At 45.8% G+C, this 24,761-nt stretch carries 14 protein-coding genes; 11 read left to right on the top strand and 3 right to left on the bottom strand.

Annotated elements, in window-relative coordinates; translation table 11 throughout:
* The first annotated feature begins 43 nt into the window (after positions 1–43).
* The 8 genes from P0M28_RS20400 (at position 44) to P0M28_RS20435 (ending at position 10,711) form a co-directional block, all read left to right on the top strand.
* Complete coding sequence (locus P0M28_RS20400) at positions 44–1,051, top strand: glycosyltransferase family 2 protein (RefSeq protein ID WP_302204673.1); 1,008 nt, start codon at positions 44–46, stop codon at positions 1,049–1,051.
* A 174-nt stretch (positions 1,052–1,225) separates the two neighbouring features.
* On the top strand, positions 1,226–2,800 hold the full coding sequence (locus tag P0M28_RS20405) for a solute:sodium symporter family transporter (protein WP_302204674.1): 1,575 nt from the start codon (positions 1,226–1,228) through the stop codon (positions 2,798–2,800).
* 93 nt (positions 2,801–2,893) lie between these two features.
* The gene (locus tag P0M28_RS20410; protein WP_302204675.1) at positions 2,894–3,748 is read left to right on the top strand and encodes an inositol oxygenase family protein; all 855 of its coding nucleotides are present in this window, start codon (positions 2,894–2,896) and stop codon (positions 3,746–3,748) included.
* Between the two features lie 165 nt (positions 3,749–3,913).
* Positions 3,914–4,270, top strand: coding sequence for a PadR family transcriptional regulator (locus P0M28_RS20415; protein WP_302204676.1), 357 nt, complete (start codon positions 3,914–3,916; stop codon positions 4,268–4,270).
* A 26-nt stretch (positions 4,271–4,296) separates the two neighbouring features.
* A complete protein-coding gene (locus P0M28_RS20420) occupies positions 4,297–4,689 on the top strand; it encodes a GxxExxY protein (RefSeq protein ID WP_302204678.1) in 393 nt (130 codons plus the stop codon).
* 39 nt (positions 4,690–4,728) lie between these two features.
* Positions 4,729–7,332: an ABC transporter permease gene (locus P0M28_RS20425; protein ID WP_302204679.1), complete on the top strand. Its 2,604-nt coding sequence runs from the start codon at positions 4,729–4,731 to the stop codon at positions 7,330–7,332.
* Positions 7,333–7,349: 17 nt separating this feature from the next.
* On the top strand, positions 7,350–9,959 hold the full coding sequence (locus tag P0M28_RS20430; protein WP_302204680.1) for an ABC transporter permease: 2,610 nt from the start codon (positions 7,350–7,352) through the stop codon (positions 9,957–9,959).
* Positions 9,960–10,117: 158 nt separating this feature from the next.
* A complete protein-coding gene (locus tag P0M28_RS20435; protein ID WP_302204681.1) occupies positions 10,118–10,711 on the top strand; it encodes an outer membrane beta-barrel protein in 594 nt (197 codons plus the stop codon).
* Between the two features lie 84 nt (positions 10,712–10,795).
* Here the strand turns inward: P0M28_RS20435 and P0M28_RS20440 are convergent, their stop codons facing one another.
* A complete protein-coding gene (locus tag P0M28_RS20440) occupies positions 10,796–16,228 on the bottom strand; it encodes a T9SS type B sorting domain-containing protein (RefSeq protein ID WP_302204682.1) in 5,433 nt (1,810 codons plus the stop codon).
* Between the two features lie 361 nt (positions 16,229–16,589).
* On the opposite strand from P0M28_RS20440, the gene P0M28_RS20445 reads away from it, so the two are divergent.
* From P0M28_RS20445 to P0M28_RS20455, 3 genes are all read left to right on the top strand, one after another.
* Entirely contained in the window at positions 16,590–17,615 is a 1,026-nt protein-coding gene (locus tag P0M28_RS20445) for a PorP/SprF family type IX secretion system membrane protein (RefSeq protein WP_302204684.1), read from the top strand.
* Positions 17,616–17,867: 252 nt separating this feature from the next.
* Positions 17,868–19,115, top strand: coding sequence for a M48 family metallopeptidase (locus P0M28_RS20450; protein ID WP_302204686.1), 1,248 nt, complete (start codon positions 17,868–17,870; stop codon positions 19,113–19,115).
* Between the two features lie 226 nt (positions 19,116–19,341).
* Complete coding sequence (locus P0M28_RS20455; RefSeq protein ID WP_302204687.1) at positions 19,342–21,720, top strand: OmpA family protein; 2,379 nt, start codon at positions 19,342–19,344, stop codon at positions 21,718–21,720.
* Between the two features lie 148 nt (positions 21,721–21,868).
* Here P0M28_RS20455 and P0M28_RS20460 read toward each other — a convergent pair whose 3' ends face one another.
* Complete coding sequence (locus P0M28_RS20460; protein WP_302204688.1) at positions 21,869–22,906, bottom strand: NAD(P)H-dependent glycerol-3-phosphate dehydrogenase; 1,038 nt, start codon at positions 22,904–22,906, stop codon at positions 21,869–21,871.
* The gene (locus P0M28_RS20465) at positions 22,893–24,644 is read right to left on the bottom strand and encodes a 1-acyl-sn-glycerol-3-phosphate acyltransferase (protein ID WP_302204690.1); all 1,752 of its coding nucleotides are present in this window, start codon (positions 24,642–24,644) and stop codon (positions 22,893–22,895) included. The genes P0M28_RS20460 and P0M28_RS20465 overlap by 14 nt, the downstream gene beginning before the upstream one ends.
* Positions 24,645–24,761: the final 117 nt, after the last annotated feature.

Raw genomic sequence — 24,761 nt, forward strand, 5'->3', positions numbered from 1 at the left:
CGCAGCAGAGTTATCAATATTGGTAACTTTAACACCCTAACGCTTGAACACTCGTATTTCCATCCTTATGTCCGTGCGAGACACTGAGCAGTATCTGCCAGCCTGCTTGGATTCTATTGTGGTGCAAACGTATGCTAATTGGGAGTTGGTGGCGGTGAATAACGATTCTTCGGATCGCTCAAAAGAAATACTGATGGAGTATAGCCAAAAAGATTCTCGCATCCGGGTGTATGATACTGATCGAATCGGGCTGATTCCGGCACTGCAAACTTCTTATCGTCACGCTCAAGGAACGCTAGTAACTCGAATGGATTCGGATGATATTATGCCACCTGATAAGCTAGAAGTGATGCATTGCACTTGGCAGCAATACGGCAAGGGAACAGTGGTGGCCGGAGGTACTAAATATTTTATGGATGGTGGCGAGGTAGGCGGTGGCTTTCGGCGGTACGAGCGGTGGCTGAATCAGATTGCGAAAGATCAAACCTATTACGAAGAGATTTACCGCGAGTGTGTGATTCCCTCCCAGTGCTGGCTGGTACACCGGGATGATTTTAACGCAGCGAAAGGCTTTGCACCCGAAGTATACCCAGAGGACTATGATTTGTGTTTTCGATTCTATCAGCAGAAACTGCGCGTGGTGGGAATTGATAAAATTCTGAATTATTGTCGTGATCGCCCGGATCGTACCTCTCGCAACGATGATAACTATCAGGATAATCGTTTCTTTGATCTTAAAATTCGCTACTTCTACGAGCTTGATCGTGATTTTAGTCGCCCATTAGTGCTTTGGGGAGCCGGACGAAAAGGGAAAGATCTGGCTAAGCTGTTGCTAAAGTATGAGAATCACTTTCATTGGGTATGTAATAATTCTCGGAAGATAGGAAAAGAAGTCTATGGGGTAAATCTAGAGCCTACCGAAGTAGTAGCGAAGTTAGACCGTCCGCAAATTCTGGTAGCGGTTACCTCGCCACCAATGCTACCCGAAATACAGAAGCAGTTAACTAGCTGGGGAAAACAGCCAATGCGGGATTTCTGGTTTTTTGCCTAAATTTAAAACAATGAACAGTTAGCAATGAGTAGTTAACAATGTGTAATTAAATGTAACCCTCTGATTGGAGAAGCGTGTGCACATTGCACATTGCACATTGCACATTGCACATTGCACATTGCACATTGCACATTGCACATTGCACATTGCACATTGCACATTGCACATTGATTTATGCAAATTCTACTTTCCTTTTTGGGCTTTACGGCCTTTGTCGCTTTTTATTCTTGGTACCGCCTCCGTAAAGAATCGCTTTCTTCCCGCGACGGCTATTTTCTAGGTGGGCGTAGCCTGACCGGAGTGGTAATTGCCGGATCGATGTTGCTAACTAATATCTCTACCGAGCATCTGATTGGCCTGAACGGGTCAGCCTATAAAAATGGGTTCATCATTATTGCCTGGGAGGTTACTTCCGCTTTAGCGTTAATTGTAGCAGCACTGTTCTTCATTCCTACTTTCTTGAAAATGGGATTGACCACGATTCCTCAGTATCTGGAGGAGCGGTTCGATAGCATGACCCGTACACTGGTAGCCCTGTTTCTGATGGTTTCCTTCGTAGTCACGCTGCTGCCGATTGTGCTATTTACTGGGGCAATTAATCTGGAAAGTATTTTTGATGTATCGGGTGTGTTGGGAGTATCTCAAAACGAAGGGTTGTGGATTACGGTAGTGGTGATTGGATTGATCGGTTCAGGGTACGCTATTTTCGGTGGGTTGAAGGCCGTAGCTTATTCGGATACGATTAATGGAATCGGGTTATTCATCGGCGGTTTAGCCGTTCCAATATTAGCTCTGCTGGATATTGGAGATGGCAATATGTTCACGGGTTTATCTCGGGTTTATGAAAACAGTCCAGAGAAATTCAGTGTGATTGGGTCATCAGACTCAGTATTGCCGTTTAGCACGTTGTTTACGGGTTTAATCATCAATCAGCTCTACTTCTGGGGAATGAATCAAACAATTATTCAGCGGGCCTTTGGAGCTAAAAACTTGAAAGAAGCCCAGAAAGGGTTGTTATACACTGGGGTGCTGAAAACGTTGGTGCCGCTCATCATTGTGCTACCCGGTGTCATTGCTTACTACTATTTCGGTGATCAGTTCTATGACAATCAGGATATTATTTACCCCGAACTCATTAAAAAAGTGCTGCCTCTGAGCTTCGTTGGTTTTTTTGCGGCGGTAGTAATGGGAGCAGTCCTTAGTACTTTTAATAGTGTGCTCAACAGTTCGGCTACAATTTTTAGTGTAGGTATCTATCAACGACTGCTGAATACTTCAGCTACTGATCGGCAGCTTGTTCGGGTGGGGAAGATGTGTTCGGCTTTGTTAGCCTTGGTAGCAATTGTAGCAGCACCGCTAGTAGCACGGGCTCCAGAAGGATTATACCAACTATTGCAACAGTTGAATGGTATTTTCTTCATTCCCATTGCTTCTATCATGCTGGCTGGACTGTTTATTCCCCGTATTTCGGCTACCGGAGCGAAAGCGGCATTGTTTGTAGGACTATTGTTTTACATTCTTACAACGTTTATTTTTCAGGTAGATATTCACTTTGTGCATATCTGGGGTATTGAATTTCTGTTGAATATGGCAGTGATGTTTGGGGTGTCTCATTTTTATCCGAACACCCGCCCGCCTTGGTCATCAGATAAAACTATTTTGGATATACAACCCTGGAAGTACGCAAAACCGTTTAGTATCGTATTAACCATTGTGATTATTGCTTTGTATATTTGGTTAGGACAATAAACAATTAGCAGTGAACAGTGTACCATAGACAGGTGATAATTGACAGTGGATAATGACAATTGAACCATTCAGCCATCGAACAATCGAGAGATTATGAAAGACACAAAACCAACATTAGATATAGAAGAATTGTGGGAAGAAGATTTACGGGAGCGTTATCCCAAAAGCGGAGAGAAGAAAAAGGAAGAGTTTCGCAACTACGATAATCCTGATCGGGACACGGTGCGGGAATTTTACCGTCTTAACCATACTTACCAATCTTACGACTTTGTGCTAGCAAAAGAAGCTGAGTACAAGAAGCTGCAAAAGCGGAAGATGACCCTTTGGGAAGCGGTTGAGTTTTTAAATACACTCATTGACGATTCTGACCCCGATATTGATCTGGATCAGACCCAACATCTGCTGCAAACCTCTGAGGCGATACGAGCCGATGGTCACCCTGACTGGTTTGTACTGACGGGTTTTCTGCACGATCTGGGTAAGATTCTCTGTTTGTTTGGCGAACCCCAGTGGGCGGTAGTGGGCGATACTTTTCCGGTAGGTTGTCAATTTTCCAACAAGATTGTGTATCCTGAATTCTTTCAAGATAATCCTGATATTGATGATGATCGCTACAATACCAAGTACGGAGTGTACGAACCTAACTGCGGGTTAGATAACGTACATATGTCATGGGGGCATGATGAGTATTTGTACACCGCGATGAAAGATTATATGCCGGAGTCCGCACTCTACATTATGCGTTACCACTCGTTCTACGCCCAACATCGGGAAGGAGCTTACGATCATCTGATGAATGAGCACGATCATAAGATGTTTAAGTGGGTAGAAAAATTTAATCCTTACGATCTGTATACCAAATCTCCTCAAGCGCCCAACGTAGCCGAACTACGACCCTACTACGAAGACTTAGCTTCCAAGTATCTTCCTGATACTATCGCTTTCTGATTGCTGAATGATTCAATTGCTAAATGGCTGAATTGTCATTAGTTCCCGGTTCGGGCGTATGGCAACACGTCCCCACTCCTTCATCATCAGTTAATATAATTTGTTACTAAAATGTATAGCAAATGAGTTTTTTATTTCTATATTAGCTCTACAATTTAGTATCGTATGAAAGAATCTCGTCTGGGCGACTTTGAAGAAACAGTTTTACTGTTAGTAGGAATTTTAGGCGAGAGCGCCTATGCCTTCAAGCTAGCCGAAGAATTTGAATCTCAAACTGGTCGCTCGGTTTCCATTGGCGCGGTACATTCTACGCTAAGCCGTTTAGAAGATAAAGGCTTTCTCACTTCTGAAATGGGACAGGCTACTGCCGAACGGGGTGGACGCCGTAAACGCATTTATACCATCACTGCCTACGGTCAGCGTGCCCTAGAAATCTCTCGCGACCTGAAAGTATCACTATGGAGACAGTTTCCACCATTTGCTACTGACTATAATGTCAGAATCAGGATTCAAGAGATTTAAAGATTAGCAGAATTAAATTCGATACAGTGACGGACGAAATTAATGACCCTCTGACATATAAAATTATTGGATGTGCAATGAAAGTACATCGTACTTTAGGCAATGGATTCCAGGAAGTGATTTATCAAAGGTGTTTGGCTATTGAAATGGAGAAGCAGGAGCTAGGGTTTACTCGCGAACTAGAGATGCCTATTTTCTATGAAGACATACAAGTAGGTACAAGAAGGGCTGACTTTGTGGTAGAGAATCAGGTGATAGTTGAACTGAAGGCTATCATACAACTAGAAGACGTTCATCTGGCGCAAGCTCTCAATTATCTGCAAGCTTACAAGATTGATAAAGGGCTACTTATCAATTTTGGAGCAAGAAGCCTCGAGGTTAAGCGTCTATTTAGCAAAGCACATAAAGCAAAGAATTGACCATCCTGAAAGTGAAAATCCTATTAATACCATCATCCCGTGAATCCTGATCCTGACAATTTACCTCCCCAACTCACCCAACGTTTCCTTCGCTGGTTTCTCCGGGAGGAACTAGCTGAGGAGGTGGAGGGGGATTTAGAGGAAAAATTCTACCAAACGTTGGAGGAACACTCGTTAGCCAGAGCCAGGCGGAATTACTGGTACCAAGTCTTTCATTATCTGCGTCCGTTCGCAATAAAGAATTTAACATCATTACACCACCCAACTCAGTATGCTATGTTTAATCATTTCGTGAAAATTTCCTGGAGAAACCTGCTGAAAAATAGAGGATACTCGCTGATCAACATCGGTGGACTGGGAGTAGGAATGGCCGTGGCCTTGCTCATTGGCTTGTGGATACACTACGAAACAAATATTGATTCTTTTCATGAAAACCTAGACCGTATCGGAATTATCAGAAAACATACCCTTTTCAACGATACAAAAGATACGCAATTGTTCGTGCCATTGCCCCTATATGAAGTCTTGGGCAGTGATTATCCTGAAATTAAGCATATCACCCGCTTTAAGGGTGGTTCCGTAAGCCTGATGGCGGAAGAGCGGAAAGTGCGACAAACCGGTCAATACGTAGACCCAGACTTCCTGGACATGTTCTCCTTTCCACTGATACAGGGTAATCGTGCAACCGCTCTGAATGATCCTAAATCTATTATACTGACTGAATCGTTGGCAAAAACTCTCTTTGGCAATGATGATCCAATGGGTAAGATCGTGAGAATCAACAACGAATATGATGCTCAGGTAACCGGAGTAATCAGCGATATACCGGAAAACTCCTTTTTCAGCTACATCACATTTTTAGCCCCGTTTGAATACAACCTAGCCAATAGCTATCTACAAAGGTACCGGGACGATTGGGGCAGTAATGTAATCTGGACATTTTTGGAAATGAACGAAGGCGTATCAATGGACGTGTTCTCGGATAAGATCAGCCTCATCAACCGGGAAAACGACCCTAAGTCGCCGGAACAAAAGCTAAGTATTCAACCCTTTGGTGAATTTCATTTGTACGGTGAATACGAAAACTGGGAGAATGCGGGCGGTAAAATAGCCTATGTGCGCCTGTTTGGCATTATTGGAGTATTGGTACTACTAATCGCTTGTATCAATTTCATGAACCTTTCTACCGCTCGGTCTGAAAAACGGGCGCAGGAAGTGGGTATTCGCAAAGCGATTGGTTCACTCAGAACGCAGCTCATTCTACAGTTTTTCAGTGAATCAGTGATGATTGCCCTGCTGGCCTTTCTGCTATCGATAGGATTGGTGTTCATAGGGCTTCCTTATTTAAGAGATCTTGGCTTTGAACATATCACCTTGGATGTAAGTAGTCGCTTCCTTTGGGTGATTGGATTTGGTATTTGTCTCATCACTGGGCTGATCGCTGGGAGTTATCCAGCCTTGTATCTTTCCTCATTCCAACCCGTCAAGATTCTCAAAGGCACCTTCACGCAGGGCCGGGGGCCAGTGGTATTTCGGAAAGTGTTAGTGGTATTCCAATTTGTCATTTCCGTAGGGTTAATCATTGGTACACTCGTAGTTTTTCACCAGATCAATTACGCAAAAAGCCGCTCTATCGGCTATAATCTGGATAATCTGATCTCTATTCAAGGAAGCGAAGATATTGCCCAAAACTTTGAGGCCTTGAAACAAGCGTTACTAAATACCGGGTACGTGGAGGCGGTAGCCCGAACGTCTAGTCCCATGACCGAAGTGTACAATAAGTGGAGTGACTTTTCCTGGGAAGGCAAAGATCCCAACTCCCGTATTGCTTTGGAAGCCCTGATGACTGGATGGGATTACGAAAATGCGGCGGGACTCACCTTTACGCAGGGCAGGCCTTTTTCACCAGAATTTTCTACTGATTCTAATGCGGTGATTCTCAACGAAACGGCCTTAGATATCATCGGCTACGATGATCCGATTGGCAGAACCATGACCTCAGGTGGCCGGGAGATGACAATTGTGGGAATAGTGGAGGATGTATTAATGCTGAACCCCTTTGAGACGGTAGCGCCGGGAGTCATTATGTTCGTTCCCGACATTGCCAATAATGTGTTGATTAGGATAAAATCGGGGGTGAATGTAAAAGAGGCACTAATAGCTATTCAGCCCGCCTTTGAGACATATAATCCGGCTTTTCCCTTTGAGTATAGTTTTGTGGATGAGGAATTCAATAAAAAATTTGCGATGGAAAGTCAGGTAGGAAAACTGGCTGGTGTCTTTGCCTTACTGACCATATTCATTAGTGCGCTGGGATTATTCGGGTTGGCTTCCTACGTAGCAGAACAGCGTACCAAAGAAATCGGCATCCGAAAAGTACTGGGAGCTTCGGTAGTATCACTGTGGGGAATGCTATCCAAGGATTTTGTGAGATTAGTACTCATTTCCTGTTTTATTGCCATTCCGCTGGCCTACTATGCGATGCAGCATTGGCTTCAGCAATACGACTATCGAATTGAGCTAAGCTGGTGGGTTTTTACTGCGGCAGGCTTAGGAGCTTTGTTACTCACACTAGCCACCGTCAGCTATCAGACGATAAAAGCCGCTTTAGCCAATCCAGTAAAAAGCCTACGAAGTGAGTGATATAAATGTAGAAGGCTGTGAAATCTCTTAATCAATATCCCCCTCAGCTCGCCCAACGTTTCCTCCACTGGTTTCTTCGGGATGAACTCGCCGAGGAAGTGGAGGGAGATTTAGAAGAGAAGTTCTACCAAAATATAGAAGAGCATTCGTTAGCCAGAGCCAGGCGGAATTACTGGTACCAAGTCTTTCATTACCTACGACCGTTTGCCGTACGAAATTTATCAACATTCTATAACCCAACGCACTACGCTATGTATCGTAACTACTTCAAAATCGGCTGGAGAAATATCTTAAAGCACAAAGGCTATTCGTTCATCAACATCAGTGGATTGGCTGTCGGTATGATGGTCGCTATCCTCATAGGTTTGTGGGTACACAATGAACTCTCATTTAATAAATATCACGAGAACTACGACCGTATTGCCTGGGTGATGCAGAATCAGACGTTTGAGGGGGAAATAAAGACGGGGCGAAATCAAGCCTTACAATTGGCACCTGAACTTCGTGAAAACTACGGAACGTACTTTGAGTACGTCGTAATGTCGAGTTTTCAGCAAGGCCGCATATTGCGGAAGGACGACAAGGCATTAACAAAAACGGGTATTTTCATGGAAGCTACTGCGCCTGAAATGCTCACGCTACGGATGCTTAGTGGCACTCGCCAGGGCTTAGTCGAACCTAATACTATTCTTCTTTCGGAGTCCACCGCTCAAGCGTTTTTCGATGATAGTGATCCGATCGATGAGATTATACAAATTGCGGATTGGTTTACGGTAAAAGTTACTGGGGTATACGAAGATTTTCCTCAGAATTCTAGCTTCGCTGGGGCAGAATTTATCGCTCCGTGGGAGCTTTACGAAAGTGGGTTGCCTGAATGGCTAAGTTGGGGTAATAACTGGTTTCAAACGATGGTACAGATCGCGGAGCATACCGAAATGAGCCAAGCTTCGGCAGCGATTACAGATGCAAAAAAGAAACGAGTAACCGAGGACGAAGGTGCCCGATTTAATCCAGAGCTGTTTCTACATCCTATGTCGAGAGTATATCTGCATTCAGATTTTGAACAAGGGGTTAGTGTGGGTGGGCGGATTCAGTACGTATGGTTGTTTGGCATCATTGGAGTATTTGTGCTACTGCTGGCTTGTATCAACTTTATGAATCTGAGTACCGCTCGATCCGAGAAAAGGGCGAAGGAAATTGGAGTTCGCAAGGCTATCGGTTCACTACGTAGTCAATTGATTCATCAGTTCTTCACTGAGTCTATGCTGATCGCAGCCCTGTCGTTTGTGGTTGCCATCTTGCTAGTGTGGCTAATTCTTCCGGCCTTCAATGAGGTGGCTGATAAAGAAATAAGTATACTATGGTCTAATCCTTGGTTTTGGCTAGCGGGGTTAGGCTTTGTTTTGCTCACCGGAATATTAGCCGGAAGCTATCCGGCGCTGTACCTTTCTTCACTAAAAGCCGTGCGAGTGCTAAAAGGAACCTTCCGTACCGGGAGGATGGCAGCGTTGCCCCGCAAAGTGCTAGTAGTGACCCAATTTGCAGTTTCGGTCAGTTTGATTATTGGCACTCTCATCGTTTTCCAGCAAATCCAGTTTGTTAAAAATCGCCCAATTGGTTACGATATTGATCGTCTGTTTACTGTTCCGGCAAGAGGCGAAGTAAATCAACGTTTTAATGCTTTTCGAAACGACTTGCTACAAACGGGAGTAGTAGAGGAAGTGGCCAAATCTGAGTCGCCTATCACCCGGATGGGTACGACCAATAGTGGTCTTGATTGGCGAGGAAAAGTACCGGGTATGCAGGACGAGTTTGTTACTATGCGAATTAGCCATGAATTCGGTGAAACTGTTGACTGGAATATTGTGGAAGGGCGGGATTTCTCCCGCGACTTTGCTACTGATTCTATGGGTTTTGTCATCAACGAAGCCGCCGTTGAATACATGGGTTTTGACGATCCAATTGGAGAGCAAATGGATTGGGGCGAGAACGGAATTTATACCATCATTGGAGTAGTGGAAGATATGATTACCCAGTCGCCCTACGCACCGGTGAGGCAGATGATTTTCTTTATTGACTACGACCGCTCGGACATTCTCAACATCAAACTAAAACCTGATGTAAGCACCCAACAAGCCTTGGCCGATATTGAATCGGTTTACAAAAAGTTTGATCCGGTTAACCCATTTGAGTACAACTTTACTGATGAACAGTACGCTCAAAAATTTAGTACTGAAATTCGGGTAGGTAAGCTATCGGGCTTCTTCGCAATACTTGCCATATTTATCAGCTGTCTGGGTTTGTTTGGACTGGCTTCGTTTGTAGCCGAACGACGAACCAAAGAAATTGGTATTCGTAAAGTGTTGGGAGCCTCGGTTGCCAATTTATGGCAACTACTTTCTAAAGATTTTCTGGGCTTAATTCTGATTGCCTGTCTGCTAGCTATTCCGCTCGCCTACTACTTTGCCCGCGATTGGTTACAGAACTACGAGTACCGTACCGACCTAAACTGGTGGGTATTCGCCACCGCAGCTTTAGGAGCTTTATTGGTTACTTTATTGACCGTAAGTTATCAGACTATTAAAGCTTCTACGGTAAACCCAGTGAAGAGCTTACGGAGCGAGTAGCTATTTCTGTTATAATCTGAGATCACCGGAGTTTTGGATAAAAAAGGAAATTAACTAGCGTTTTTATGCCACATTTTTGGGTGGTGCCATTAACCTTTCGCTAATGACAGGCATAAGTAGTGAAATCAATTAATCACACTACTTAAATCGTTATCATTATGCGACATTTATTCTGTACTCTCCTGCTCTTTGTTTTGGGATTTCAAGTAGCGAACGCCCAGTTGTCGGGTGGAATAAACGTTGGCCCAGCCATTCCTATCGGTAAATACTCAGACTTAGCAGGAACCGGATTCAACTTCACAGTAGAGAGCCGTTACGCTATTTTGGAGAACCTGAATGTAGGACTTAATATTGGCTACGTGCGTAATGGCTACGCCAAAGACTTACGGAGTAATCTGGAAACGGTCAATAACATAGAGCTATCTACCGCTCGTTTCTCGGTGGTTCCGGTAACCGTAGTGGGCGAGTATATTTTTGGCGACGAGGAACTTCGCCCTTTTGCTGGATTAGAGCTGGGAGCGTTTTTTGTTTCCAATAAAATTGCTGTGGGGCAGGCCGAGCAGTCAGAATCTAGTACAGTCTTGGGCGTGGGGCTTACAGGCGGAGTGTTATACGAAATTGCGGATGAGCTAGACGTGATGGCAGCACTTAAATTCAGTCCTACTACCGGAGCTATCGATGTGGGCACCGAAAAGTGGAGCGTCACGCACCTGTCAATCAACTTCGGGGTGCGTTACCGACTGGATTTTTAGACAACCTTTCTTTCCTAACTGAATTAATACATTGATATTTCTCGGGCATATTTGTTAGTAGGAACATAAATATTCATGTTCCTACTATCGTATAATCGTTACTCCGCCCCGTTCTTCCAGAATATCATTGGAGCCATCGGTATCAGATTTGAAAGTAATCACGTAAGGGTAAGAGCCTAACGGGGCCGGCTGACCATTGTACGTACCATCCCAGCGGAAATCCCTATTATTAGATTGGAAGACTAACTCACCCCAGCGGTTATAAATTCGCACTTCAAAATCATCATCAGATACGTAGCGGGGGTACACAAAAAACTCGCTGTTCACCCCATTGGGGCGGAAGGCGTTCGGGGCGACGATAGTCGGAGTGCAATCCTCAATTACTTCTACCGAGTCAATGGTGGTACAGCCAAATTCATTGGTAATCTCCACCACGTAAGTGCCTCCTTGATTAGCCGGAAGAGTTACAGTATTATCAAACGTTCCGAAGGGTGTAGTCCAGAGAATATTCGGGGCGAAGCTTACTTCGAGCAGTACCGAGTTGGCTTCTGGATCCGGGTCACGCGGACAGATGACGAAAGGGCCTTCTCCCAGATTGGTTTCGGGTACCGGGCTGCGAGTAACATCAGCTGAGGTTTCGGCGGTACAACCATCTGCTCCGTCTACCAATTGCGTTACCACCACCCGATACTCACCGGCAGGCATATCCGGACGAAGCAACAGCGTATCACCACTGGCGGGCAAACGAACATTGGCTGAATCGTACCACTCGTAGCGTAGGCTATCGGTGCCATCGGTAGTAACTCGGGCAATGAGCGGAATATCGGTGCCATCGTCGCAGGCACTGCCAAACAAAATAAGCACCGAAAGCGGCTGATTGACGACAACGGGCAGCGGACTGGCGGCACTGGTACAGGTAGCGTTTCCTCCCCGCCGTCGTACATTTACTGAGTAGTCACCGGTTCGGGATATAGTAATGTTTTGCGTAGCCCCAATATTGGTTTGTACCGTACCATCCGGCAGTGCTACCTGCCACTCGTAGATTAAATCGCCAGTATCTACAACTTCGGGGGCAAATTCTACACCTATAACCTTTTCGCCCTCTTCACAACTATTATCTTCCAGCTCTACAATGGCCTGAATAGTCGGTGGAGTTTCAAAAGTGACTTCTACATCTTGCGTAGCCGGGCAACGCGTATCGGCTGGGTCAATGGGCGTAACTTCTACTTCGTACGTACCTGCCTGAGAAATTACTGTTCGGTTCTGAGTAGGATTAGAAAGACCAGCGTTTGCTGTAGCTCCCGGGGTAACATTTGTCCAAGTAAAATTAAATACCAATGGGTCAAGCGGTTCACCTGTATCAGGGTCTAACGCGGCTACTTCGGTAGGCTCGCAGAAAACCCGCAAACCAGGTAAATCAAAATCTACCGAATCCGGCTCGGGAATGGTCAAAGTATCGGCTTGAATACATAAACCAGGAAGACTTTCAAATTCTAACCCAAATGAGCCAGGAGCCAATCCATTACCAGCCGGAGGGTTAGCTTCAGGAATAGTAAAGGTCAGGCCCGAAGAATTTGTTCCGCTAAATGCTACTGCTCCGCCTTCATCCAGTATAGCCCAATTTACTCCGGTAAACGTACTCGGGTCGTCGGGCGTGATGGTAACGAGCAATGTCCCGGTATCATCGCAGCCTTCTTGGGGCTCAACTTCAACGGTAAAATCGGCGTTGGCATCGCTGATAGCGAACTGTTCAGTAGTGGTACATCCGATAGAATTGCTGACCGCTACGGTATACACTCCCGCTGCCAATCCACTAACATCCTCGGTAGTACCTACTTGGTTACCATCCCGGTCAGTCCAAACAAAGGAATAGGTTTCGTTAGGGTCGCTTAGAATATTTAGCTGTATTTCTCCAGAGGGAACACCGCACTCGGAGTTAGTAACAGTTCCTTCAATTTCAGGAGATTCTAGAATGGTTACCACTACCGTATCTTGGTTGAAGCAACCATCGGCGGCATTAACGGTGACGGTGTACTGGTACACTCCGGGGTTAGGAGTTAAGTCGCTCACTTCAACGGCGGGCTCGTCGCTGCTGGTAATCACTTGGTCGTTTTGATCCAAGATGAGCCACTGGTAAGCATCATCATCGGCTGGGTCGGGAATTTCTACGTCCAGCTCCCGCTCTTCGTTTTGGCAGAGCGTAAAATCCTCGCCTAACTCTACCGGCGGACGAATATCCACCACAAATATCTCACCTTCGCTAGTACAACTGTCGGCGTTTATCACCGTGACGGTATACAATCCGGGCTCAGTAGCGGTAATAGTGTTAGTAGGAGGCAAGTTGCCTCCGCCTACCGCGCCCTGTCGAATCCACTGGAAAGTAAGTCCCGATACATCTCCCGAATCAATTGCTGTTATTTCTATTCCATCACCGCACAAGTTGGCGCTTGCATCTTCTTCTAAAGTAACTTCAGGGGCGGTACCCATGGTAAATTGCTGAACTAGTACGGTATCATCCTCACAAGGGTTCGAGAGCGTTACCCGCGCCTCGTAGTTACCCAGCGTATCTATGGCAAACGAGAAGCTCTGCTCTGAGCGCAGTGAGTCAGATAAACCGACAAAGCTTTCGGTGCCGTCTTCGTTCAGGCGAACGATTACCCACTCGTAGGTTTCAATTACATCGTCGCGACCCTGAGCCGAGAACTGGGTTTCGTTGCCTACGCAGGCATCGTCTACAGTAATGTTGGGCTCGGGGAAGGAACTTCCTCCTTGGTCAATATAACTAGGTAGTCCTCGGCCCACCGTAGCTCCCGCCGGAAGTTGCACCTGATCAGCTTGGTAAGTGTAGCTAGACGGATCATTAACATTGCCCGAAACCGTTCCTAATCCGGTGGCTCCCTCCTGGGCTACATACAATTGTCCGTCGGAACCCTGCTGAATAGCTCCGAACACCCCTGAAGCCCCGCTCACGGGTTGAAAGTTTACCGTAGCCCCTTCTTCCAACGGACGTTCTACGCTGGCTACGTAGATACCATTGTCGGTAGAAACGATAACAACAGTATTACCTACCGAGTCAGACTGAAACTCTAAGCCGTAGGGGGTACCCAAACCGTCGAAAGGAACAATAGTTGGGTTACTAAGCTCCAGTGTTTCAGAATCGTAGTTAAAGATTTCTACTCGGTTGTCGGCTACTACTCCCACCACAGTTCCGGTAGAATCGCCCCCAAACTTCATATAGCCCCGGGCATCTTCCGGATTGGTAAGATCGTGGTTAGAACCTACCGAAGAAATAACCGGATTGCCAATACCTTGTTCGGTAATAGGGTAGGAGCGAAATGCATTGTTGCCGTATTCATGAACCAGTAGCGTAGCCGGGCCACCACGCCCGCCCTGAATAGTGATACGTTCGGTGCCGGGAGAGAATAAGATGTTGTTATCAGAAACGATTACCGGGCGAGGTTCCGGAGTGCCTTGAACGCTTCCGTTCAGGTTTACCACCGCGTAGCGCAGTTGGTTGCCTCCGCCCTCTACTGGGGTAGATGTGAAAATGTAGTAAGCAGCATCCGTGCCCGGAACCTGTACCATGCCCACCATCGTAGCTGAGGCTCCAGCGGGTGCCCCTTCGGTTAAATCTACCGGGGCTCCGGTAATGTCCGGTACTTCCGTATGTGTACCTCCGTTCACAAAGTAGAGTGTCCGTCCGTCGGTGTAAAATAGCGGATCACCGCTAGCATCCGAAATAGCTTCCACCCCTTCGGGAGCCGTTGATGCCCCATCGCCTAAGCCCACTACCTGACCATCATTGTCTACTCCGTCACCATTATCGTCAGGATTATTCGGATTATCGTAGAGGTTGTTAAAATCAATGCCCGCACTATTGCCAAAGTACCAAACGTTGTAGGTCTGATTGGGCACCTGGTACTCTTTCACGTTAGATTCAGCGTAAGCAGTACATCCGGTTGATTGGTCAGTGACTAGCACCCAGTAGACTCCGGCTTCATCTACTATAATTTCTGCTTCATCTTCTCCGGTGCTCCACAGATAACTGTAATTTCCTCCAGTTCCACCTCCTGTTCCGGGTTGCCCGCCCCCTTGCCCACTCTCAGGTTCAGCATTTAGTGTGATGGAGTCACCGGGACAAATGGTGGTATCCTGCACAATCGGAATTTGCAGGTCAAGCTCTTGCAATGTCAGGGGTAACTGAGCGATGGCCGAATCATTATCCCAGTAAGCGACCGCAAATACCTGTCCGCTGGCCTCTTCGGGTGTGAAGGTAGGACTGTATCCGGTAAATTCTCCGTTGGGCAGTACCCAAATAATACTGTCGGGAGTAGGGGTACCTTCGGCAAACTCAGGAATGAGCTGCACTGGGTTGTTAGTACACTGCCCAGCCTGGGTGATGGTAAAGCTCAGATCGCCTTGCGTGGCAAAAGCTACTTGCGAAAACTGCTGCCCCACAAAGTCAGTTCCACCGAGTAAGCCATCTTCGTACGTCACCAACGCAGCCGCACTATCAGCCATGCTGATTACTCCCAGCTGAACCCCGTTGGGAGTTTGGTATAAATGATAAACGCTACCATCGGGTCCAGTTTGTAAGCCGTAGTTAGCGGTGCCGCCCACTCCGGCCAGAACGGTGGGGTTGCCGGTGGTAAAATCGTGCTGAAAAACGCTGCCCCCTATTCCGGTGCTGTAGTACAGCTTCGACCCATCGGGCGACCAGGCCACGTCGAACACATTTTGTCCGGTTCCCACTGTTTCATTGAACGTAAGTCCACCAACCCCATCGGATGCTAGTACGTGTACCCCACCGTTGAAGGCTACAGCTAATTGTCCGGTAGCCGGATTGTACTCCATATTGGTAGCGGTAATATTTCCCGGAATACCAGGGGAGACTACAGTAGCCGTGGTAGGGTCAGTTGCTACATCAATTACAAAAAAATCGGCTGTGCCTGCCTGCTGGGCAACCACGTAGTATGTACTACCATCGGCACTAGGTACTACGGTCATTGCTTGGGAGCTTCCTAGGGCACTGCCGAGTGGGCCGTTGGCGGTACTGACGGTTACAGTAGGGTAATTATCCGGCGAAGTAGTGACCGTTGCCGTGTGCTGGTAGATTTGACTACCCACATTAACGTATAAAAAGTATTCCCTTACCCCGTCGGAAATATCATCATTAGGGTCAGGAACAATTACTACGGGTTGGCTACCAGTTCCGTTACCATTCAAGCCGCCCGGAACTGCAATTGGGTTGCCTTGCCCATCAAATATTTGATTGCCATCGGTGTAGAAGTAGATATCCCCGGTGTTCGGATCAGCGGCTACAGCACTTCCCTGGTTGCCTAGTGCTGCTGTTTCAATAGTATTATCGGTTAGCGAATCGTCACCTAACCCGAACTGTAATCCTTGGCCACTTCCGCCGAAAATCCAGAAATTATCCGAGCGGCCCTGCCCGGCTACTTCACCGAGGGTTAGGAATAAAAATAGACTGATAAAAAGAATTTTGTTGTGGTTTCCCATAATCGCCCATGCTTGGTACGCGAATATATATTTACGAGAGTAACGAAAAAAGCATTCGTTTCATGTCTAATGTAAGCAATTAACGTGCTTTCTACGTTTTAGTGTGTTTCGTTGCACTAAGAGAGGTTCGCTATAGTATAAAAGTGAGAAAGAAACATGATTTTTCGGTAAAAGAATTCGGTCAACTAAAAAAACAATAGCGATCTTTCGCTGTACTGTATACAGAATAACGCGGGTATTCGAGCCAATCCGATGCCTTATCTTTGATGCACAGGAAATATTGTAGATTTAACAATAATTTCGCTAATTAAACGCTTTTACTGAAAAATAGGTGCTTAGTTATTATATTGAATTAAGGGGAATGCGACGGGCAGTTATACTTCTTTTAGGATTTTTCGGGTTAGTCTCTCACTACGGACAGGCGCAAGATCCGCAGTTTTCGCAGTTTTACGCTGCGCCCTTGTACCTAAACCCGGCCTTTGCAGGTTCTACGGAGCTAACCCGGGTAGGGCTTAATTTCCGCAGTCAGTGGCCTTCGCTAGAAGCTAATTTCAATACGGCTTCGGTGTACTTTGATCATTTCTTTGAAGACTACAATAGTGGAGTAGGAGCCATTATTACCGGAGATCGGCAAGGTTTGCAAGGTTTACAGTCGATTAGTATTGGTTTGCAGTATGCCTACCAATTACGCCTTACCGAGAAACTCACCTTTCGGCCTGGAGTGCAAGGAGCATTTTATAACCGGGATGTAAATTATAGCAATCTGATTTTCGGCGATCAACTCAATGAAACGGGATTGATTTCCCCCAATACAGGAGAAAACCTCAACGGTGGTTTAAGTCGCTCCTTTTTCGACCTTACGTTGGGTGGGGTACTCTACACCGAAAATTTATACCTTGGTTACTCGGCTGGGCATGTGACTACTCCCAATCAATCATTAACGGGCGATGTGAGTCCGCTGCCCATGAAGCACTCTATTCACGGTGGTTACCGTATTTTACTTCCTTTGGGCTTTGGTAGGGTTGGTGAAGATGAAAAGGGGCGGGAGCGTAGTGTCACTCCTACCTTTCAGTATAAGCGGCAAGGTAATTTTGACCAACTAGACATAGGGGCCTATCTTACCTACGAACCACTGGTGGTAGGATTGTGGTACCGCGGCATTCCGGTGCCCCAGCTAGAAAGTTTTCCCAATAGCGAGTCAATAATCTTGCTAGCCGGATTTATACTAGAAGATTTTAACATCGGGTACAGCTTTGATTACACCATCTCTGGTTTAGGAATTCAGAGTGGCGGTGCTCACGAAATCTCAGTAGTGTATCATTTCTCACTGCGCGACCCTCGCAAACCACCCCGTAGTATCATGAAAATCCCTTGTCCGAAGTTTTAGATGTGTGCAAGTGTTAAGGTGTTATGGTACTGTATTGTACAGTTTTGAGTTTAGGGTTCTGGTTTTTAAGTTCAAAGTTCTGAGTTCGCTCTTGCCGAACTTAAAAGCCAAAACCAGGTAACGGTAGACGTCCCAGCGAGGAGCCGCACGCGGTTGCTCATCATTTTTACACTATAACACTTGAATACTTGAACACCATAACACTCTAGTACTTAGAACTATTCTTCGTAGATTTAGGGTTTGTTTGATACTATGGAAGCCCAACTCATCCTTTTTATTATTCTGACTATTATTACGGTTAACTTCGTTATTGAACGGGTATTGGATTACCTTAATCGACAAAATAAGAAGCACGACTTACCGGAGGAATTACAGGGAGTGTACGATGAGCGACGGTACCAGAGATCGTTAGAGTACCAGCAGGCCAATGATCGGTTTAGTGCTATTACCGCCACGTTTGGCTTCGCGGTGTCGGTAGTGCTACTGCTGGGAGGCTTTTTCGGCTGGCTCGACATACAACTGCGGGACTGGATTACCCAGCCAATTATTTTATCGCTGGTCTATTTTGCCGTACTCTTTGTTGCATCTGATATACTAAATTTACCTTTTCAGCTTTACCATACGTTTATGATTGAGGAGCGATTTGGCTTTAATAAAATGACCCCCCGCCTGTTCTTCATAGATAAACTGAAGGGCTACGCACTTACTGCTGTCCTGGGCGGATTGGTTGTGGGAGTGTTTCTGTACTTAGTGATGGAGCTAGGGCAATCGTTTTGGTTGTACTTCTGGGGGGTGGCTACCGCGATTATGATACTGCTGAACGTATTTTATACCAGCGTTTTTGTGCCACTCTTCAATAAACTCACTCCACTGGAAGATGGCTCCCTTAAAAACGCTATTACGGCGTATGCCCGCAAAGTGAATTTTCCAATCACTAACGTGTACGTTATTGACGGCTCAAAGCGATCGAGCAAGTCGAACGCCTTTTTTTCTGGCATGGGGAGTAAGAAAAAAGTAGTGCTATACGATACGTTGATTGAACAGCATAGCGAAGAGGAACTGATCGCCATTATTGCCCATGAGGTAGGACACTATAAGAAGAAACACATCATTTCTGGCCTGTTTCTTTCTATTGCTCAGATTGGGTTTACGTTGTACATTCTATCGCTACTCATCTTTAACGAGGCTCTCTCCCTAGCGTTAGGCGGGCAACAATTATCCATTCATTTAAACTTAATTGCCTTCGGCATTTTGTATTCACCCATTAGTACACTCACCGGGCTGATGATGAACGTAGTTAGCCGTAAAAATGAGTTTGAGGCTGATGCTTACGCTACCCAAACGTACGGGGGGAACCCGTTGCAAAAAGCCCTGAAGAAGCTATCGGCGCATAACATGAGCAACCTGCTGCCCCACGCCTGGTACGTATTCTTTCATTATTCCCATCCACCGTTGTTAGATCGACTTCGAGCCATTCGGCGCAAAGCGATAGCCTCTTAGGGGTGTGTTTAGGTGTTAAAGTGTTATAGTGCGTAGTGTTAAAGTTCATGGTTCAGTAAATTAACACCCTAACACTTGAGCACCTCCTAGTGTATTATACCTTGAAAAATTACATACCTGCGTTTTTGTAAAAAAAGGCTTTTCCTACCCTAGACATTCTCCCTAGCTTTCGGGCTAGTAAGCAGGTAGGCGTTATTTGCCAGTATGCTCATAAATTTTTGAATATATGATTGTAGGAATTGATCGTAAGCCATTAAACATGCTATATACCCTAATCCGCCTCAAAGGCTGGTCGCTGGTACCTCGGTGTGGAATACTAGCAATAGCGTTGTTAACTTGGTTAACTACCTTATCTGTGGCGCAAGGTTCAGACGGTGCGTTGGTCGATCGGGCTAATAAATTTTTTCTTTTAGCAAAAAATTACGAGGCTGCGCTTCCGCTTTATCAGCAGGCAGTAGATAACGGTGTGTCAGAGCCGCTGGTGCACTATCGGTTGGGGGTATGTTACGCTGAGGCTAATGAACTTCAGAGCCAACTGAAAGCACTCTCGTATCTGAACTACGCGCAGAAACAGCAGGCAACCGCTGGTATTCCGAACGAGCTAAATTACTACCTCGGTAAAACGTACCATCGCGATATTCAGATTCAGGAAGCAATTAAAGCGTACGAACGCTACAAGAAAGAGCTGAAAGCAGACGATAAGCAGAAGCTGGACGACGTAAATCGTCAGCTTGAAATTTGTACCAATGCTTTGTTTCTGATTGGCGAGAAGAAGAGCATGGTTATTAATAGCTTTGAGACCATAAACAGCGAGTATACGGAATATAATCCGCTTATTACAGCAGACGAGGGGATGTTGGCCTACACGGCGGTGCGTGAGAAGAAGGGAAAGATTACGGAGCAGATTTTTACTGCTAGAAAAAGTAATGGGCAGTGGAGTACCCCACAGCCTCTATCAATTAAAGCAAATGCCCCACTAGGTACGGCGGGTATTTCTCCCGATGGACAAGAAATGTTGGTATTTATTGGGGGCGATAACAATTCAGGAAGTATTTATCGCATTGAGCAGACCTCAAAAGGCTGGTCTAACCCAGTTACTCTGGGTAAAAATATCAACTCTCGCTACTTAGAATCGACTGCTAGCATCACTCCTAACCGGAAAACGATTTATTTTGCCAGTAACCGGAAAGGCGGTTACGGTGGTATGGATATTTACAAAGCCGAACGCCAGCCGGATGGTGAATGGGGCAAACCCGAAAATCTGGGGCCCACCGTAAATACTGAGTACAACGAAGACGCTCCGTTTATTCATCCTGATAGTAGAACGCTATTCTTCACTTCGGATGGGCATGGTACAATGGGCGGCAACGATATATTCAAAACACACTTTTTGGCGGGAGAATGGCAAGAACCAGAAAATATGGGCTACCCAATTAATACTCCTACCGACGATAATTATTTTACGCTAACGGCCAACGGTAAGATGGGCTACTTTTCTTCAGAACGTAAAGGGGGGAAAGGCGGACAAGATATTTATTACTTTGAGATGCCCGAGCACGAAGCTAATATTCCGCTTACGCTCATAAAGGGACGTATTTTGGCCGGAGAGACCGATCCGAAACCCATTCCTACAGAGATTAAAGTAGTAGACGTAGAAGCCAAGCAGCAGCTTGACTACGTGTATAGTCCGAGTGCCGGTAGCGGTAATTATTTAATTATTCTACCTCCTGGCAGAAACTACGACCTTATCATTGAGTCGGAAGGATACTTGCCATACACTGTGAACGTAAACATTCCTAATCAGAATAATTTTTACGAACTGTACCAAGAGATCATCCTCAAACCGATCAAACAGTTTGACGTGGTGGTAGGGCAAGAGATCTCAGTGAAAAACGCCTTCTTCGATACGAAGAACACCAAAGAAAAATCGGTGCGGGTGGCCAACGAGGCTATGTTGGTGCAAAACGATAGCCTGGATTTATTTGATATGATGGAAGCAATTATTGCTTCTAACGACGGTGAAGCTTACGACTACCTTCTGGGCTTAATGTACAAAACAAACCCTATTGAAGATGTAGATTTTGATGCGCTTGACTCGGAAAAGCTGGAGGCAGCCGGAGTCTCATACTACTACGATGAAACGGGGGAAGACAATCTGATAGCGAAAAAAGTGGGGAACGAAACCGTGTATACTCTGCCTACTTTCTTTGTGACGGAAGAAGCTATTAAGCAAAAGGGGCAAAAAGTAGCTGCCTCTGGTTATGATCCTTCTTTACTGAAAGAAACGTATAAAATTTATTTCTCCATTGGCGAGAGCCAGATAGAAGAATCATATAGCGAAATACTGGCAAAGGTTTTAGAACCGCTCAAGAAGTATCAGGATTTGGGTATTGAAATTACCGGCTACGCTTCTCCTGACGGTGATGCGGAGACCAACAAAAAGCTCTCGAATGAGCGGGCTATTGAAGTGCTCAATTTCTTTAATCAACGGGGGGTAGTGCGGAGGCGTATTCTAGCCCGAGGCCAAGGTGCTACTGAAGCAGTCAAAGTAAGTGCCGAAGAAAGTCGCCGGGTAGAGATCCGTTTGGTTGATTTGAATGACTAATTATTGAGTGTTAAGGTGTCATAGTGTTAGTGTGTTTTGGTGTTAGAGTACAACGTTTTGCGTTTTGAGGCTACTTTTATAGACTATAAACTCAGAACCTTTATTTTTCAAACACTGTAACACCTCGCACCATAACACTATAATACCCTCACAACACATTCACATCTTCGCCTTCGCCCAGTGGAATCTTCATTAGGCCTTGTAGGGCGCGTTGGGCGGGTAGGTCTTCAAACAGCATCCGGTAGAGCATTCGGGTAATGGGAGCTGGAATCTGGTGGTAATCGGCTAATTGTTTTACAATACGAGTGGTGTTTACTCCTTCGGCTACTTCTTCCATATCCCGAACAACTTCCCCTAGGGTTTCTCCTTGCGCTAAGCGGTAGCCAACGGTATAGTTTCGGCTATGCGTACTTGAGCAGGTAGCTACCAGGTCGCCAACACCAGCTACTCCCATAAAAGCTTCAGTATTACCTCCTAAAGCCTTCCCAATTGTTATCATCTCCAGCAGCCCTCGGCTGACCAACAAGGCTCGGGCATTTTCCCCTAGCGACAAACCACTCAATGCTCCCGAGGCAATGGCAATAATATTTTTCAGAATACCACACAACTCAATACCGATCAAATCGTCGCTACCGTACACCTGAAACAGGTCGTTACGCAGCAAGCGTTGCCCGGTCTGAATTACCTCATCAAAGCGACTGGCAACTACCGTAGCTCCGGGTTGCCCTTCGCCTAACTCATGTGCCAAGTTAGGACCAGCCAAGCAGCCAATCCGCACCGCAACGGTTTCTTCGCGGATTACTTCGCTCATGGTTTTTATTTGCTTACGCGTAATGGGAGCCGAAGAAGCCGAAGACGGTAGCGCATCGAGTCCCTTCGTTCCGTGAATAACGATATGGTAAGGACGAAGAAAAGCAGATAAGCTACGCATCGTTTCCCGAAAGCCGGAGGAAGCTACAATGGGAAACAATACCGAACACTCTGATAACGTAGATTCAGCATCGTTAGTAGCGCGAACTCGCGGATGAAGAGCGTATCCGGCACTTTGCCTCTCCTGATTGATTTGCGCTACTACTTCAGGTCGACGGGCGTACAGTAGTACGTCGCTATTTTCGGCCAGTAAGTTAGCGACTACTGTACCGAAGCTTCCGGCACCAATAACACCTACGGGACTATTCTGTGGCACTAGCAAATACTTTTTCTGAGTGATGAATAATTCGGTGTAAATTGTACCCTAATAGGCGATTATGGTAGTAGTAAAGTGTGTTGATATCCGGTGTTTCAATATCCCCCGCTTTGTTTCTTAGCAAAGGTCGCTTAGCGTGGTACATACCTACATTGGACAATCCGTGATCGATTACCTCGCTGATAGGTTGGTTGAGTTGCGCCTCGATATCAACCTTACCCTGACGATGTAGCTCAAAGATCTGCTGCCGTACTTGTTCGCAATACTTCTGAAAGAGGTTGTAAGGAATGATTAAGTCTTCGTCGGGCAAACGAAGCAAATTAAATAGGTCTAAAGAGGGATGGTTCTTTTTGATAAGCTCAAAGGCAACAAATGCTACCAAATGGCTAGAGAAAACCTGGTTAATTCGGTAGTACTCCCGCAAAATAGCTTCGCCCAGCATCTGAGTGTATTCGCTCTCTCGCTGCTCGTCGCGCGTAATTTGGTCACCGGTACAAAAGTATTCCCGCATACTGATTGGCCGATCCAGTTTATCCAGACTGTGCCCATTATCATCTACAAAGTTACCCAGTAAATCCATCCCCCGGCCAATACTCACCGAAATATCGGAACCTTTACGGAAGAACTTTAGCAGAAACTTTACAATTTTGGCTGACTGTGAATACTCATCGGTTTCAATGTAGTAACGCTCTTGTCCCTCTCGTTGGAGGTGATCGCGAATGAGGCTAGGAGCTTCTAGCACAAAGTGGTAGTTGAGTACCACCGGAAATACAAAAATTTTTTCGGCAGGCTCCCCAGTTTTCTGGCTGCGAATATAGTTAATACGCTGCGCTTCCATTGCGGTACCCAGCAAGCCTAATTTTAGTTTGTTCTCAATACGACCGGAGCGGGATCGGGTGCCCCCCGGAAAAAATAAGCTATCGATACCCCACTGCATAGCTAGGCTAGAGTACGCTTTTAGCGTTTCAATGTAGAGAGCATTTTTCTTACGCCGATCAACTTTGTACGCTCCCAGACTATTCATAAAGTAGGCAAAAATGCCAATATTAAATAAGTTAAGTCCGGCTCCGTAAATAAAGGGCGGTAGACCCAACTCGCTAATTACCCAACCGATCAGAATAGAATCTAAGTTGCTAAAGTGGGTAGGAACCATTACAATAGTACCTTGCTGAGCCAAACTTCGTAGATGTTCAATTTCGCCAGTAATTTTTATTTTGTCTTGTAGGGAGTACTGGTTGCTGAATAATGACCCAAAACCTTTTACGCGGGATGCATTGAGCAGACGAGAGAACCCGAAGGTAACCACATTGCGGGCAAAGTGATGATAAGAAGGGCGGAAGTTGCTGGCAATTTCGTTCGCATAGCGAGTAATAATTTCCTCTAACAACGAATGAGCTTTCTGGTTGGCATCTGAATCTAGGTCATCGGTTTGAAGATTAGAAATCTCAACTAATTGCTTTTTTACCGAACTCCAGAAGGCATAATCATCATCAGGGTCTACTGCCCAAGGATTTTCTTTAATGCGGTATTTTTCTTTATACAGTGTAGTTTCCAGTTCATCGACCAATAAGTCCACCGTGGGGGCAATCTCTCGCAGCTTGTTCACACTATTTTGCACTACTGTATCTACAAATTGCTTTCGCTGACGGCTCAGCTGTACCACAGGCCATTCCTTTCGCTTGGGTAGAATAGGTTCGTACCACTTAGGCTTTGGTGGAGGTGTAGCTCGGTTGTTCATAATGTACCCCTTAAACTAGGATTTTTATGGTAGAATTATGCCATTCTTTTTAGAATAACTGTAAAAGCGTAAGAAGGGTTAAACAAACCAAGGGTACTGTCGTATAATTGTACTTAA

Origin of the sequence: Tunicatimonas pelagia, assembly GCF_030506325.1 — a bacterium.
Lineage (GTDB): Bacteria > Bacteroidota > Bacteroidia > Cytophagales > Cyclobacteriaceae > Tunicatimonas > Tunicatimonas pelagia.

What these genes read in the sequence shown, in the direction of transcription:
- P0M28_RS20440 (WP_302204682.1), bottom strand. Translation starts at nt 16,228, where the DNA reads ATGGGAAACCACAACAAAATTCTTTTTATCAGTCTATTTTTATTCCTA.
- P0M28_RS20415 (WP_302204676.1), top strand. Translation starts at nt 3,914, where the DNA reads ATGAAAGAATCTCGTCTGGGCGACTTTGAAGAAACAGTTTTACTGTTA.
- P0M28_RS20455 (WP_302204687.1), top strand. Translation starts at nt 19,342, where the DNA reads ATGATTGTAGGAATTGATCGTAAGCCATTAAACATGCTATATACCCTA.
- P0M28_RS20465 (WP_302204690.1), bottom strand. Translation starts at nt 24,644, where the DNA reads ATGAACAACCGAGCTACACCTCCACCAAAGCCTAAGTGGTACGAACCT.
- P0M28_RS20405 (WP_302204674.1), top strand. Translation starts at nt 1,226, where the DNA reads ATGCAAATTCTACTTTCCTTTTTGGGCTTTACGGCCTTTGTCGCTTTT.
- P0M28_RS20410 (WP_302204675.1), top strand. Translation starts at nt 2,894, where the DNA reads ATGAAAGACACAAAACCAACATTAGATATAGAAGAATTGTGGGAAGAA.
- P0M28_RS20445 (WP_302204684.1), top strand. Translation starts at nt 16,590, where the DNA reads ATGCGACGGGCAGTTATACTTCTTTTAGGATTTTTCGGGTTAGTCTCT.
- P0M28_RS20435 (WP_302204681.1), top strand. Translation starts at nt 10,118, where the DNA reads ATGCGACATTTATTCTGTACTCTCCTGCTCTTTGTTTTGGGATTTCAA.
- P0M28_RS20450 (WP_302204686.1), top strand. Translation starts at nt 17,868, where the DNA reads ATGGAAGCCCAACTCATCCTTTTTATTATTCTGACTATTATTACGGTT.